This window comes from Pseudomonas sp. BR20 (genome assembly GCF_050780135.1).
Taxonomy (GTDB): Bacteria; Pseudomonadota; Gammaproteobacteria; order Pseudomonadales; family Pseudomonadaceae; genus Aquipseudomonas.
Map to the genome: position 1 here is coordinate 279,302 of NZ_CP172012.1, position 14,695 is coordinate 293,996.

General features: G+C 59.8%; 13 protein-coding genes. 10 read left to right on the forward strand and 3 right to left on the reverse strand.

Annotated elements, in window-relative coordinates; translation table 11 throughout:
- Positions 1 to 60 precede the first annotated feature (60 nt).
- Complete coding sequence (polA, locus tag ACHPFG_RS01285; protein ID WP_431701390.1) at positions 61 to 2,844, forward strand: DNA polymerase I; 2,784 nt, start codon at positions 61 to 63, stop codon at positions 2,842 to 2,844.
- 269 nt (positions 2,845 to 3,113) lie between these two features.
- Here the strand turns inward: polA and yihA are convergent, their stop codons facing one another.
- Complete coding sequence (yihA, locus tag ACHPFG_RS01290) at positions 3,114 to 3,755, reverse strand: ribosome biogenesis GTP-binding protein YihA/YsxC (protein ID WP_027608030.1); 642 nt, start codon at positions 3,753 to 3,755, stop codon at positions 3,114 to 3,116.
- Positions 3,756 to 3,947: 192 nt separating this feature from the next.
- Between yihA and ACHPFG_RS01295 the strand changes: the two genes are divergently transcribed.
- The 6 genes from ACHPFG_RS01295 to ACHPFG_RS01320 all read left to right on the forward strand — a co-directional run bounded on the left by ACHPFG_RS01295 (position 3,948) and on the right by ACHPFG_RS01320 (position 9,540).
- On the forward strand, positions 3,948 to 4,250 hold the full coding sequence (locus ACHPFG_RS01295) for a c-type cytochrome (protein WP_131699573.1): 303 nt from the start codon (positions 3,948 to 3,950) through the stop codon (positions 4,248 to 4,250).
- 33 nt (positions 4,251 to 4,283) lie between these two features.
- The gene (locus ACHPFG_RS01300; RefSeq protein ID WP_431701391.1) at positions 4,284 to 4,910 is read left to right on the forward strand and encodes a c-type cytochrome; all 627 of its coding nucleotides are present in this window, start codon (positions 4,284 to 4,286) and stop codon (positions 4,908 to 4,910) included.
- A gap of 168 nt (positions 4,911 to 5,078) precedes the next feature.
- The gene (gene dsbA, locus ACHPFG_RS01305) at positions 5,079 to 5,714 is read left to right on the forward strand and encodes a thiol:disulfide interchange protein DsbA (RefSeq protein ID WP_431701392.1); all 636 of its coding nucleotides are present in this window, start codon (positions 5,079 to 5,081) and stop codon (positions 5,712 to 5,714) included.
- A gap of 10 nt (positions 5,715 to 5,724) precedes the next feature.
- Positions 5,725 to 6,603 (forward strand): endonuclease/exonuclease/phosphatase family protein, encoded by an 879-nt coding sequence (locus ACHPFG_RS01310; RefSeq protein WP_131699571.1) that lies wholly within the window; start codon positions 5,725 to 5,727, stop codon positions 6,601 to 6,603.
- Positions 6,600 to 8,675 (forward strand): GGDEF domain-containing protein, encoded by a 2,076-nt coding sequence (locus tag ACHPFG_RS01315; protein ID WP_431701393.1) that lies wholly within the window; start codon positions 6,600 to 6,602, stop codon positions 8,673 to 8,675. The genes ACHPFG_RS01310 and ACHPFG_RS01315 overlap by 4 nt, the downstream gene beginning before the upstream one ends.
- A gap of 88 nt (positions 8,676 to 8,763) precedes the next feature.
- Entirely contained in the window at positions 8,764 to 9,540 is a 777-nt protein-coding gene (locus ACHPFG_RS01320) for an N-acetylmuramoyl-L-alanine amidase (protein ID WP_431701394.1), read from the forward strand.
- 8 nt (positions 9,541 to 9,548) lie between these two features.
- On the opposite strand, the gene ACHPFG_RS01325 is transcribed toward ACHPFG_RS01320, so the two are convergent.
- Entirely contained in the window at positions 9,549 to 11,336 is a 1,788-nt protein-coding gene (locus ACHPFG_RS01325) for a KinB sensor domain-containing domain (RefSeq protein WP_431701395.1), read from the reverse strand.
- 10 nt (positions 11,337 to 11,346) lie between these two features.
- Positions 11,347 to 12,693 (reverse strand): sigma-54-dependent response regulator transcription factor AlgB, encoded by a 1,347-nt coding sequence (gene algB, locus ACHPFG_RS01330; RefSeq protein WP_053127283.1) that lies wholly within the window; start codon positions 12,691 to 12,693, stop codon positions 11,347 to 11,349.
- A gap of 377 nt (positions 12,694 to 13,070) precedes the next feature.
- Here algB and ACHPFG_RS01335 point away from each other — a divergent pair, with 377 nt between their 5' ends.
- The 3 genes from ACHPFG_RS01335 to ACHPFG_RS01345 all read left to right on the forward strand — a co-directional run bounded on the left by ACHPFG_RS01335 (position 13,071) and on the right by ACHPFG_RS01345 (position 14,072).
- A complete protein-coding gene (locus tag ACHPFG_RS01335; protein WP_431701396.1) occupies positions 13,071 to 13,355 on the forward strand; it encodes a hypothetical protein in 285 nt (94 codons plus the stop codon).
- Positions 13,356 to 13,437: 82 nt separating this feature from the next.
- Complete coding sequence (locus ACHPFG_RS01340) at positions 13,438 to 13,602, forward strand: DUF1328 domain-containing protein (protein ID WP_003170804.1); 165 nt, start codon at positions 13,438 to 13,440, stop codon at positions 13,600 to 13,602.
- Positions 13,603 to 13,604: 2 nt separating this feature from the next.
- Positions 13,605 to 14,072 carry an inhibitor of vertebrate lysozyme family protein gene (locus ACHPFG_RS01345; protein ID WP_431701397.1) on the forward strand — a complete coding sequence of 156 codons (468 nt, stop codon included), beginning with the start codon at positions 13,605 to 13,607 and terminating at the stop codon, positions 14,070 to 14,072.
- The last annotated feature ends 623 nt before the right edge of the window (positions 14,073 to 14,695 follow it).

The following is a 14,695-nucleotide window of genomic DNA, read 5'->3' on the forward strand; positions in this document are numbered from 1 at the left end:
TTTGTTTTCATTGGTCCGGCTATTCTAGCGCCTGACCCGCCGAAAAGGTTGATCCTGCTCATGAGCCAAGCACCCCTCGTCCTGGTGGACGGTTCTTCATATCTGTACCGCGCCTTCCACGCGCTGCCACCGCTGACCACCTCCAAAGGCCTGCCGACCGGTGCGGTCAAGGGCGTGTTGAACATGCTCAAAAGCTTGCGCAAACAGTATCCGGACAGCCCGTTCGCAGTCGTGTTCGACGCAAAGGGTGGAACCTTTCGCGATGACATGTACGCCGAATACAAGGCCAATCGCCCGAGCATGCCCGATGACATGCGTCTGCAGATCGAGCCACTGCACCAGAGCGTGATCGCCCTCGGGTTCCCGTTGCTGTGCGTCGAAGGCGTCGAGGCCGATGACGTGATCGGCACCCTGGCCCGCAGCAGTGCGGCGGCTGACCGCCCGGTGGTGATCTCCACTGGCGACAAGGACATGGCGCAGTTGGTCGATGGGCACATTACCTTGGTCAACACCATGACCGGTAGCTCAATGGACATTGAGGGCGTAAAGGAGAAATTTGGTGTCGCTCCGGAGCAGATCATCGACTATCTGGCGTTGATGGGGGATTCGTCCGACAACATCCCTGGCGTCCCGGGCATTGGTCCTAAGACGGCTTCCGGCTTGCTGGTAGGTGTGAATGGCGGTCTGAAAGAGCTTTATGAGCAGTTGGATATCGTGCCGACCTTGCCGATCCGGGGTGCCAAAACGTTACCCGCCAAGCTCGAAGATCACCGGGAGATGGCGTTCCTCTCCTATCAGTTGGCGACGATCAAGATCGATGTGCCGCTGGATGTGGGCCTGGATGACTTGCACTTGATCGAACCGGACCGCGAGAAACTCCTGGAGCTGTATACCCTGCTGGAGTTCAAGAGCTGGTTTGATGAGATTCAGCGTGATGCCAAGCGCGTGGAGCTCAAGGCCGCGCCTGTTGCCGAGGACATTGTTGAGGTTGCCCCTGCAGCACCCGCAGAGACGATGTACACCACCATTCTCGACCAAGGCACATTCGATGTCTGGATGAAGAAGCTCAACGACGCGACGTTGTTCGCTTTCGACACCGAAACCACCGGGATCGACGCCCAGCAGGCGCAGTTGGTCGGGGTGTCCTTTGCTGTGCAGCCCCATGAAGCTGCCTACATCCCGCTGACCCATTCCTACATCGGTGCGCCGCAGCAGCTGGATCGCGACACCGTGTTGCTGGCCTTGAAGCCATTGCTGGAAGACCCGAGCAAGCTCAAGGTCGGCCAGCACGCCAAGTTCGACATGAATATCCTGGCCAACTGTGCCATCGGCGGCGACCCGGCGAATGGCATCAGCGTGCGCGGCATCGCTTTCGACACCATGCTTGAATCCTATGTGTTGAATTCCACTGCGACCCGCCATGACATGGACAGCCTGGCCAAGAAGTACCTGGACTACGACACCGTCAGTTTCCAGGACATCGCCGGCAAAGGCGCCAAGCAGCTGACGTTCGACCAGATCCCGCTCGAACAGGCTGGCCCTTATGCCGCCGAGGATGCCGACGTGACGCTGCGCCTGCATCAGGCATTGCACGCACAGCTCACGGCCATACCAAGCCTGGCGAGTGTGCTGACGGACATCGAAATTCCCTTGGTACCGGTGCTGGCACGTATCGAACGCCAGGGCGCCTTGGTGGATGCGCAGCTGCTCGGTGTCCAGAGCATTGAGCTGGGTAACAAGATGGTTGAGCTGGAGCGCCAGGCGTTCGAGATCGCCGGCGAAGCATTCAACCTGGGTTCGCCCAAGCAGCTCGGGGCGATTCTCTACGAGAAACTCGGCCTGCCGGTGCTGAAAAAGACGGGCAAGGGACAGGCGTCCACGGCAGAGGAAGTGCTGGCCAAGCTGGCCGAAGATGACTACCCGCTGCCTAAGGTATTGATGCAGTACCGCAGCATGAGCAAGCTGAAAAGCACTTACACCGACCGCTTGCCGGAGCAGATCAACCCGCGTACCGGGCGTGTTCACACCTCTTACCATCAGGCGGTGGCGGCGACCGGGCGACTGTCTTCCAGCGACCCGAACCTGCAGAACATCCCGGTGCGCACCGCCGAAGGGCGGCGCATCCGCCAGGCATTCGTGGCGCCGAAGGGCTACAAACTGCTGGCGGCGGACTATTCGCAGATCGAACTGCGGATAATGGCGCACCTGTCCAAGGACGAGGGGCTGATGAATGCGTTCCGCAACGACCTGGACGTGCACACCGCCACGGCGGCCGAGGTGTTCAAGGTTGAATTGGCTGAGGTCACGTCCAATCAGCGTCGCAGTGCCAAGGCGATCAACTTTGGCCTGATCTATGGCATGGGGGCACAGAAGCTCGGCAAGGACATCGGTGTCGATACCAAGACCGCAAAGGCTTACATCGATGTGTACTTCGCCCGCTACCCAGGGGTTCGCGAGTACATGGAGCGCACCCGTGCCCAGGCTGCCGATCAAGGCTACGTGGAAACGTTCTTCGGGCGTCGGCTGTATTTGCCGGACATCAACTCCAACAAACCTCAGGAGCGCGCGGCCGCAGAGCGCACGGCGATCAACGCGCCGATGCAGGGCACGGCGGCGGATATCATCAAGAAAGCCATGGTGCTGGTGGATAACTGGCTGACCGCGTCGGGCCTGGATGCCAAGGTGATCCTGCAGGTACACGATGAACTGGTGCTGGAAGTGCGTGAGGATCTGGTGGCAGAGGTCAGCGAGAAGATTCGCGAGCACATGAGTGCGGCCGCGCAGTTGGATGTGCCGTTGGTGGTGGACGTTGGCGTAGGCGACAACTGGGACGAAGCGCACTGATTTCACGGCGCCGCCATCACCGGGCGTGATGGCGGAGTGCTTTAGACCAGAAATCCGTTTCAGTTATTACCAATAGTTTTTTGAACCTGCCGGAACTTAACCCGTGAATTGCTACTCAGAGTTACTGAATGGGTGGTGAAGCCCTTCAATGCTCCTATGTTGTGTTAAGTGTTGGCAGATATCCGGACCCCGCCCTAGCGGTCCGGTACTTGAACCCCGAACTTCCCCTCCCCATACGAAGTCCGGGGTTTTTTTTGCCTGCAGAAAAGTTATTCGGCGAGTTCCGCACCTTTGTCTGCCAGTTCCATCCAGCCGGCCAGTACGGTATAGGCATCTTCCAGGCCCATGCGCTTGGGTGCCGAGAACAGCTGGATAGTGATTGTGTCACCCCAGCCCTTACGAATTTCGGACTGCACTTTGAGCAGGGTGTTCTTGGCGGCGCCGTAGGTGAGCTTGTCGGCCTTGGTCAGCAGGATATGCATCGGCATGCCGCTGGCGACGGCCCAGTCAAGCATCAGCAGGTCGAAGTCGGTCATTGGATGACGGATGTCCATCATCAGGATCAACCCCTTCAAACTCTCCCGGCCGCCCAGGTAAGCCTCCAGGTGACGCTGCCAGTGCAGCTTCAGCGGGATAGGTACTTTTGCATAACCGTAGCCCGGCAGGTCGACCAGACGCCGATCATCGTCTAGCTTGAAGAAGTTGAGTAACTGCGTGCGGCCTGGTGTTTTCGAGGTGCGCGCCAGGCTGGCGTGGGTCAGGGTGTTCAGTGCGCTGGATTTACCGGCGTTGGAGCGACCGGCAAAGGCGACTTCAAAGCCTTCGTCATCGGGGCATTGGTCAACTTTGGCGGCGCTGAGCATGAAGGTGGACTGTTGGCACAGGCCGAGGATGGGGTTCTTGAGTTGCATGAGATTTCCGATGTGGGCGGTGCCGAAAAAGGGTGCGGCAAGCGGTGTCGTTTCCGTTTCAGTAGCGCCAGTATATAATGCCGCAGATTTTGTGTGTGCTTTGTCCCAGCGAAGGATGAAGTTCACGGGAGTGATAGACCTTTATTGCGCATTAGAACGCAAAACGCTCTCAAACCCTGAAAAGGTCGATGTATGACCCGATGGTTGCTCGCTTTCGGTGCCCTGATTCCGCTTTCTGGCGCTCAGGCTACACAGGATCCGGAAGTGGTGTACAACCGAGTTTGCGTGGCTTGCCATGCTGGCCAATTGCCGAATGCCCCGAGGCGGGGTGACCAGGCAGCCTGGGCGCCAAGACTGGCGCAGGGCATGGACACGCTGGTGCAACACGTGACCCAGGGTTTCAAGGCAATGCCGCCGCGTGGTTTGTGCATGGACTGCAGTACCGAGGATTACCAGGCCATCATTGAGTTGATGGTGAGTAAACCCGGTAGATAACTCTTAAACCCTTAGCCGTAGTTGGATTAGCTGATGAACAAACTGATCGTGAGTCTGCTGTTGACCTTGGGCATCACCGGTGTTGCCTTTGCTGCAGAGGGCCCCCTTAAAGGTGTTGCCACTGCCGGCCAAGCGAAAGCCGCCGTATGTGGTGCCTGCCATGGGCCGGATGGTAACAGTCCGGCGCCGAACTTCCCCAAATTGGCCGGCCAGGGTGAACGTTACCTGACCAAGCAGATGCACGACATCAAGGACGGCAAGCGCACGGTCCTGGAAATGACCGGCTTGCTGACCAACCTCAGTGATCAGGACTTGGCGGATATCGCGGCGTATTTTGCCAGCCAGAAGGGCAGTGTGGGAGCTGCTGATCCGAAACTGGTGGCCCGTGGCGAAAAACTGTTCCGTGGTGGTGACCTCGATAAGGGCCTTCCAGCCTGCGTTGGCTGCCACTCGCCAAATGGCGCAGGAATTGCTGCAGCAGGCTTCCCGCACTTGGGTGGCCAGCATGCGCAATACGTTGCCAAGCAATTGACCGATTTCCGTAAAGAAGAAGCCGGCCGGGCCAACGATGGTGATGCGATGATCATGCGTACCATCGCCCGCAAGCTGAGTGACGAGGACATCGCTGCCGTCTCCAGCTACATCCAGGGCCTGCACTAAGGTGCACGCAACGTTAACGCTCGATTAATCCGTCGATGCAAGCATAAAAAGGGTGGCTTAGGCCGCCCTTTTTTGTGGCCGCTGCCGTTACACTAACGAACTCATGCCCGCGTAGACCTGTCACAACAAAGGTCGCGTGAGGCGACTTTATTTGTCCAGGAGTAAAGCATGCGTAATCTGATCCTCAGCGCCGCTCTCGTCACTGTCAGCCTCTTCGGCATGACCGCACAAGCTGCCGATGTGCCGCTTGAAGCCGGTAAAACCTACGTTGAATTGGCCAACCCAGTGCCGGTTTCGGTACCGGGCAAGATCGAAGTGGTGGAGCTGTTCTGGTACGGCTGCCCGCATTGCTATGCTTTTGAGCCGGTCATCAACCCTTGGGTCGAGAAGCTGCCTAAGGACGTGAATTTCAAGCGCATCCCCGCCATGTTCGGCGGCCCATGGGATGCCCATGGCCAACTGTTCCTGACTCTGGAAGCCATGGGTGTGGAGCACAAAGTTCACAATGCAGTGTTCGACGCAATCCAGAAACAAGGCAAGCGCCTGACCAAGCCTGACGAAATGGCTGACTTCGTTGCCACCCAAGGTGTCGACAAGGACAAGTTCCTGGCCACCTTCAACTCCTTCGCCATCCAGGGCCAGATCAAACAGGCCAAGGAACTGGCGCAGAAGTACGGCGTGCAAGGCGTACCGACCATGATCGTCAACGGCAAGTACCGTTTCGACCTGGGCACCACCGGTGGTCCTGAAGCGACCCTCAATGTTGCCGACCAGTTGATCGCCAAAGAACGCGCAGCCAAGTAAGGGGCTTCTCATGCGCCGCTGGGGTACTCAACGTGTGGTTGGCCTGCATGAACCGCAGGTCAACGAACATCACCTGGATTCCACGGGCCTGCCGGCGGACAGCCGCCTGCGCCTGCTCAGCTTCAATATCCAAGTGGGCATCAGTACCGAGAAGTACCGCCACTACCTCACCCGTGGCTGGCAGCACTTGCTGCCCCACAACGGCCGGGCCGGTAACCTGCAGAAGATCGGCGACCTGTTGAATGATTTCGACCTGGTCGCCTTGCAGGAAGCCGACGGCGGCAGCATGCGTTCCGGCTATATCAATCAGGTCGAACACCTGGCGCACCTCGGGGCCTTCCCCTACTGGTATCAGCAGCTCAATCGCAACCTCGGGCGCCTGGCGCAGCACAGTAATGGTGTGCTCAGCCGCTTGAAGCCAACGGCCATCGAAGATCACCCGTTGCCGGGCCCCAAGGGGCGCGGGGCGATTCTCGTGCGTTTTGGCGAAGGGCCTGAGGCCTTGGTGGTGGTGATGATGCACCTGGCGCTCGGGGGACGTACGCGCAACCTGCAGTTGGCCTACGTGCGCGATCTGATTGGCAACTACAAGCATCAAGTGTTGATGGGTGACATGAACACCCATGCGAACGACCTCCTGCTGAATTCCCCGTTGCGTGACCTCGGGTTACTGGCGCCGCAAGTCGAAGCCACGTTCCCCAGCTGGCGCCCGCAACGCTGTCTTGACCATATTCTGCTCAGTCCGACCCTCACACTTGAGAGTGTGCAGGTGCTGGCGCAGCCCATCTCCGATCACCTGCCGGTCGCGGTAGAGATTCGTCTGCCGGGTTCGCTCACGGCTGATGCATTGCCCGCGTTGAGCCCCGGCCCTCGCGGACCCCTTGCATGAGCGACGACGCACAGCGCTGGAAAGAAAAATACCTGTTAAGCATCGAGCAACAAGAAAAGCTCGAACGCCGCTGGGCCGCCCGCCTTGACCTGCTGCGCCGTGGGCTGGTGCGCAGCACGTTGGCGGCGGAAGGTACCGACCGCGCAGTTGACCTATGCATGAAGGAAATGCGCGACGTTGTGCGTACCGACGACATGGACGCCGCCCTCGCCGCCTTGCTGCCGCGCCTGGAAAAGGCGGTACTGGATTCGGAGCAGCGCCGCGAAACCCGGATCGACCAGATGAGCACCGCACTGACGTCCCTGGTTACGCAGTTGCAAAAGCTGCCGCTGCCCCGTGAAGTAGCCCGACCGCTGAAAACCTTCGCCAAGCAGTTGGATGGCCGCGTCAGCCAGGCACGTGAGATTCCCTTGTTGCTCAGCGAGTTGAGCAGCCTGCAAGGGCAGGCACTGAATAACCTGGAGCCGGACGGTGAAACCGTGCGTCCTGGGCCGGGTTTGTTGCAACGTCTGTTTGGTGCCAAGGACGTTTCGAACGAGGCCGCGCCCAGCGAGCCTGTCCCCAGCCCGCCCCCGGTACCTGCTGCGCCTGTTGCGCCCAAGCCCGCCGCTGAGCCTCAGGAGCCCGAACAGTCCGACGCGTTGACGCAAGCGTTGCGGGCCTTTGCGCCGCCGCCTCAGGCGCCGGTTGCCGCGCAGCCTGAAGCCACAGCGCCCGCCAAGGCTGTCGATATCGCCAGTGAAAAGTTTGTGTACGAGGCGCCTGCTCAAAGGGTCACAGTGGCTGCGCCTGTCGAAGTATCTCCAGCGCCTGACGAGCTAAGGGAGCCTGAGCCTCAGGTGGAAGAGCCCGCCTCCGAAAGCGCTCTCGCCGCCTTTATCGAAACGCCGCAGGTTGCCGTCGAGGCGCCGGAGGAGACGGTGATCGGCAGCCTCTCGCTCCCTCCGGTTCTTGACGCCGAAGCACTGGACCCCGATGAACTTCAATCGGATGGCCTCTACTCCTTGCCGGATTCACCGGAGCCGTCGTACAGCTCCGTGGCCAAACACATCGAAGACACCCTGATCGGCCTGCTGGAGGAGCTGGCCTTGCCCGAGCGCCATCGTCCCCAGGCCGAAGCCATGCGTGAGCGCCTGGCCCACGGTTTGAACTGGTACGAATTGCTGCCGATCCTCGATGACCTGGCGGTGCTGATGCTGGCGATCACCGACAGCGGCCAGCACGAGTTTGAGGCTTACCTCAAACAGCTCAACGAACGCCTTGAAGCCTTCCAGGGCCATCTGCAAGTGGCCAGCGACGGTCATGCTGACAGCCGCTCCGCGGCCAGGGAGCTGGACACGCAGATTCGCGAGCAGGTCGACGGCCTGCAAAGCAGCGTCCAGGACGCGGCCGACCTGGACAGCCTCAAGCAGGTGCTGGAAAGCCACCTTGAGGGTTTGCTCGGTACCATGGACGAGCACCAGCAACAACGTGACCAGCGCGAACAGGAAGTGGCGGCGCGCCTGAAAGGGCTGGCCGAGCGGGTCGCCAATATGGAGCAGGAAGCCCAGGGTTACCGTGAGCACCTCGAGGTGCAGCGCCAGAAGGCCCTGATCGATCCGCTCACCGGCTTGCCTAACCGCGCGGCCTGGAGCGAGCGCCTGGACCAGGAGGTCAACGCCTGGCACCAGCGTGGCAATAGCCTGTCGCTCGCGATGCTGGACCTGGATCACTTCAAGCGCATCAACGATGGCTACGGCCATCTGGCGGGTGACAAGGTGCTGAAAATCATCGCCAACGTCCTGCGCAAGCGCCTGCGGCCCAACGACTTTATCGCGCGTTTTGGCGGTGAGGAGTTTGTGTTGCTGATGCCCGACTCATCCCTGTCGGATGCCCTGGCGGTGGGTGAAGTACTGCGTGCCGCGATTGCGGCCTGCCCGTTTCACTTCAAGGGCGAACCGGTGACGATTACCGTGTCCATGGGCGTGGCGCAGTTGCAGCCGAGTGAGCGCAGCGAGCTGGCACTCAAGCGGGCCGACGAGGCGTTGTATCGGGCAAAGGCGGCTGGGCGTAATCAGGTGCAGGCGGCGTAAAAGATGTTCCATTGTGTAATTTGACCGCCGGGCCACAAACGGTACGTTACACTGTTGCATTATCGTCTTCAGCGTACCGTCTCCCGCCATGAAATCCTTGTACTTCGCCTGTGTATTTCTTCTGCTCGCCGGCTGCGCCAGTGGTCCGCGCCTGGACACCAGCCATCCCTCGGCGAACCACGACAACCGCGTGCAGTTCGTGGTCGTCCACTACACCTCCACCAATCTTGAACGTTCCCTTGCCCTGTTGACCCACGGCCAGGTCAGCGCTCATTACCTGATCGGCGACGACGCCGGCGCTACCATCTATAAGCTGGTGGATGAGGGCCAGCGGGCCTGGCATGCCGGGGAAAGCGAGTGGATGGGGCGTACCTGGCTCAATTCCAGTTCCATCGGTATCGAGATCGTAAACCCCGGCTACAAGGACACACCCACAGGCCGTTTGTGGTACCCGTATTCCAAGGCCCAAGTGAAATCGCTGGTGGTATTGCTCAAGGACATCAGCAAGCGCAATGGCATCGATCCCAGGAACATCATTGGCCATAGCGATATTGCGCCCCTGCGCAAGCTCGATCCGGGGCCGCTGTTCCCCTGGAAGCGCTTGGCCGATGAAGGCCTGAGTGTGTGGCCGGATGCCCAGGCCGTCGCCCGCTTCCAGGTGCAGTACGCCGCTGAATTGCCGAGCATCACCTGGTTCCAGGAAGAATTGGCGCTCCTCGGTTACCCGACACCCCAGACGGGAGAGTTGGATGTCGCCACGCGCCATGTGATCGCAGCGTTCCAGATGCGGTTCCGGCCATCGCTGTTCGATGGCATGCCGGACGCCGAAAGTGCTGCCATCCTGCGTGCCCTGAACCGGCGTTAAGCTCCCTTCTACAAGGGCAGCGCCATATAGAACTGGGTGCCCTGCCCCGGCCGCGAATACACGCCCATGCGGCCGCCGTGCAATTGCACGATCTCCTTGCACAGCGCCAGCCCCAGGCCGGCGCCACCCTTCTTGCGGCCAACCTGGACAAAGGGTTCGAAGATGCGCCCTTGTTGGCCATAAGCGATACCTTCGCCGTTGTCTTCGACGCTGATAATCACCCGTTCGCCATGTCTTCGCGCCTGCAGGCGAATTTGCCCACCGTCGGCGGTATGACGCAGGGCATTGCCCAGCAGGTTGTCGAGTACCCTTTCCAGCTGCGCCTGGTCGGCATACAGCCGTGGCAGATCTGATTGGACTTCGACCAGCAGTTCGATGTGTTGCGCATTGGCGGGCTCCACGAAGCGCGCGCGCGCGTGTTCGAGCAGATCGGTCACGTCGCACGGTCCCAAGGTGAGTTTCTGCAGGCCGTTCTGGTAGCGCGAGAAGTTGAGCAGGTCGTTGATCAACTGCATCAGGCGCTGCATTTCTTCATTGACCGTATCCAGCAGGTCCGCTTCACGGGATTCCGGTGGGAACTTCGCGCGTTCACGGAACAGGCCGAACGCCATATGCATGCCGGTCACCGGCGTGCGCAGTTCATGGGAGGCGCGCAAGACGAATTCGCTGCGTACCCGCTCGAAGGCGCGCTGTTCGGTGACGTCGTGCAGCACCATCACCGCCCCAAGAATGTGTCCCTGGGTATGGCTGACAGGGGTGAGGCTGTAGGTCAGCAGACGCAGTTCGCCCTCGACTTCGACTTCCAGATCTTCCGGCGCGCGCTCCAGATTGCCGCCGCGCAACACCAGTTGCAGTTGTTCATCCAGCTCCGGGCGCCCCAGCGCTTCGCCAAGGCCTTGGCCGAGGCGCTCCTCGTCCCAGCCCAATTGGCGTTGCGCAACGGGGTTGAGATGCTCCAGACGGCCTTGGCGGTCAATCATCAGCAGGCCATCGTCGATGCTGTCGAGCACTGCTTGCAGGCGCTGCTGGCCCGCCAGCAGTTCGTCAACATTCGTCGCCTGATGCTGGCGCACCGCCTCGGCCATAAGGCCGAAGCGACGGGTCAACAGGTTCATTTCCGCTGCCGAAGAGATCGGTAGCGTCACTTCAAAATCGCCCTGGCCGATCTTGTCAGCCGCTTTTGCCAGCGCTTCGATCGGCGCGCCAAATCGCCGGGCGATGCCATGGGCCGTGACAAATCCGATGATCAGCACTGCAAGGCCCACCAACCCCAGCAAGCCGGCAATCAGCAAGGCGCGCGCGCGGGATTTGTGCTCGCTGTTGCTGATGTTTTCCAGGGCCTGCTTATGTTCAGCAATCAGCCCATTACGCAGCGCATTGAAGGCTTCGGTGAGTTTTTCCTTGCTGCCCGGTGGTGGCGACGCTTGCTGGGATTGCTCGAATGCGTCCAGCAGGTTCTGGTATTGGGTTCGCGCCTCGCTGAAACCGTGGCTATGACCGTCGCGTTGCTCATGGGCGATGCCTTGGTCCAGCAGGTCGAAGTACCGCTGCTTGGCGCTTTGCAATGCCTGCGGATCGGGGCGATGTTCCAGCATCATGATCAATTGGTCGCCCAGGCTTTGGCGCAGTTTGAGCCCCAGGTCCAGCGTGACGAAGTTGCTGCGAATCAGGGACTCCTGGGTCTTGGCCATTTGCATGACGCTGACCAGACCCAGGATCAGACCCAGCAGGGCGACGGTGATCAGCGCTGAGATACTCAGGAACAACCGAGTGCGCAGTGTCATCGCGAGCTTCATAGGGTGCAGCTCACAGGTTGTACTGTTTGCGTTTGCGGTACAGGGTCGACGCGTCGATGCCGAGGGTACGGGCCGCCTGGTCCAGGGTGTCGCTGGTGGCGAGCACGGCGCCGATATGCGCTTTCTCCAGCTCGTCCAGGCTCAGCGCCGCGCCAATCCGTGGGGCGTTATTGGTGGGTTGCTCAGCCATGCCGAGGTGGATGATTTCGACCTTCTCCTGCGGGCAGATAATGCTGGCGCGCTCCACCACGTTGCGCAGCTCACGGATATTGCCGGGCCAGCGATAGTTGAGCAGAGCTTCGCGTGCCTGATCACTGAAGCCTCGCGCCGGGCGGGCATACTCCTTGACGAAGCGCGCCAGGAAGCGGTCTGCGAGGGTGAGGATGTCTTCACTGCGCTCACGCAGCGGTGGCAGGTGCAAGGTGATGACATTGAGGCGATACAACAAGTCTTCGCGGAAACGACCGTCGCGCACCATGTCTTCCAGGTTCAGGTTGGTGGCGGCAAGGATGCGCACATCGGCGCGCCGGGTGACAGGGTCGCCCACGCGCTCATATTCCTTGTCCTGGATAAATCGCAGCAACTTGGGTTGCAGCGTGAGGGGAAAGTCGCCGATCTCGTCGAGAAACAGCGTACCGCCGTCCGCCTGGTTGACCCTGCCCAACGTGCTCTCACTGGCACCGGTAAAAGCGCCACGGCTATGGCCGAACAGTTCGCTCTCCATCAGCTCTGCCGTCAGCGACGGACAGTTGATGGTCACGCAGGATTTTTTCGAGCGCTTGCTCCAGCCGTGAATGGCCCGGGCCAGCTCGCCTTTACCGGTACCGGATTCGCCGAGGATCAGGATGTTGGCATCCGTCCCGGCTACCTGGCGTGCGGTTTCCAGCACCACCATCATCGACGGGCTGTGGGAGTCGAGGCCGTCTTTCTGCTGGCGTACGGCGCCTTCCAATGCTTCCAGGCGTGCGGAAAGCTGGCGCACTTCCAACTGCTTGGCGGTAGCCAGGCGCAACTGATCGGGGCTGCAAGGCTTGACCAGGTAGTCGGCAGCACCGGCCTGGATCGCATCCACGGCGGTATCGACGGCGGAATGGGCGGTGACGATCACCACACGCATCCACGGCGCCTGGACCCGCATCTGGGCCAGCACATCCAGGCCATTGTCTTCACCCAGGCGCAGGTCCAGGAAGCACAGATCGAACACCTGGCGTTGCATCAGGGCATCGGCCTGGGCGGCGCTGTTGGCGGTGGCGACGGTGTAGCCTTCATCTTCCAGGCAATAACGGAAGGTGCGGAGGATCGCGGACTCGTCATCCACTAAAAGAATGCGGCCTTGAAGTTCCTTGGCTGATTCCATCTGTCCCGCGCTCCTTAACTATGAATGATGGTGTTTAGTCCCGGAATAATCGGGCAAGTTGCATGGTTTATTCTGATCGATAAAAGCTGACGTCGTGCAGCTATCTGCACGTCGTCCTACAAAGCCCCGGCTGATGGCGTTTTCCTGCCGTCTTGCCACTTCGGCAACATCCCGTCCGCTTTCTATCCCTTCACCCGACCACTGACCATCGTGCATTTCGCACGGCGTACCGGGGGGCATCGTGCAGGATGCTGGGCGATTTCCCTAATACATATATTTAACTTATTGATTTTATTGAATTTTATTTTATAAAAAAGCTGGCATGCGCTCTGCAACAGCTATCCCAACGAATAATCAGAATGCGGGAGAACAGCAGCATGACTCGCCAAAGCCTCAGCCAACTGCGTGTATCGCCACTGCGCTTGCAACAAGGGCTGTTTGCCAGCCTGGCGTTGATGGTCACACTGATCGCAGGCCAGCAGTTGCCGCAATGGCAGCAGAGTCCGCAGCAAGCCCCGTCGTTCGACCGTCCGGTAACGGCCCAGACCCATTTCAGTTCCATTGGCAGCCGTACCGCTGATGTAACCGCCCCGCAACTGCGTGTGGCCGATCAGGATTCCACCCTGGACGAGCTGCCGACCCAAGAGCGTTGGGTGTTTTAGGCAACAAAGTCGGTCGCTTGATGTCGAGCGGCCGTCCGGCACCACCGCTGTTACCTCTTAAAGAAGCGTAAGGAGAATCACCATGTTGAGTTGGGCAATCACATTTCTGATCATCGCCATTGTGGCTGCAGTCCTGGGCTTCGGTGGTATCGCGGGCACCGCCACGGGTATCGCCAAGATTCTCTTTGTCGTCTTCCTGGTGATGTTCATTGCTTCGTTCTTCTTTGGTCGTCGCGGCCGAGGCTGAATATGACCACTTTGTCCCTCAAAGCTATTGCTGCCGCCTTGCTCTTGGGCGGCAGTGGCTTGGCGATGGCCGCCAATGACGGCCAATCCCGAGCCAACGAATTGCTCAGTGCGGATCCGCAGTACCGCGAGACCTGGCAAGGCGTAGTGAAGAAAGAAGAGCGCCTGCCGGAATGGGTGTTGAACCTGTCGGGCACGGCCGAGCAAATGAATGCCGTGGAAGAAGATGGCGACAAGTACCTTGTGGGGCCGCTCTGCGAAACCGCGGACACATGCCTTAATAAGCGCCTGATCGTCGCCTTCAGCCTCGACAAGGAAGATGCCTACGCCATGTTGGTGGAAGTCCCGGCGGGTTTGCCGGCTGATAAGTCCCCGACGCGGCACGCCGATTACCGGTTTATCGGTAAGCCGGACGAAGGCATGCAGAAGCTGCTGATGGAGCAGCTGAAGAAAGATCCGAATTGGTACTAGGTTGCGTCTGACGCGTCTGTCGTCTGCGCAATCAGCGTCCATAGAAAGAAGCCCCCCCGCTTCTTTCTGTTTGCATCGCCCGCCAAGGGTGATGCATGACCAGGGGGCCGGGTTGTTCTGATCAATTGGGATCGGCGTGACCTACGGGCACAGGGAGTGCCTGCGCAAGGGCCGGGTCAGGCGAAAAGCTGCGACGCAGGTTCACAAGCCCACGGCTTGCTGAACTTGCGGCGGGCTTGTGACGCTCATTTCCGCCTCATATGCCACCCATAGCCGCAAATCTTGGTTTTGTTTTTTACCAACCATTACTTGGTGTGTCGGGGCGACCATCTATCGAGAAAGTTTTGCTCGCGCTATAGGACGTTTCCGACGTTCGACGGCAGACTTCTCGGGCATTTCTGCCAACCTCTTCAAGACGTGCAGAATCTCTGCGCGAGCCTGAACTGGCCGGTTCACGGCATATTCACTGGACAAAATGTCACATTTGAACTGACCGTTCGGACAGTTATTATGAAAAAAAGTCATGCCGATTCGGCATAGGGTAGGCGTTTACGGCATTAGACGTCGTCCCCTTGCATGGGAATAGTTGCGCCTTTTTTCGCCTGCCAGTAAGCCATTTCGGC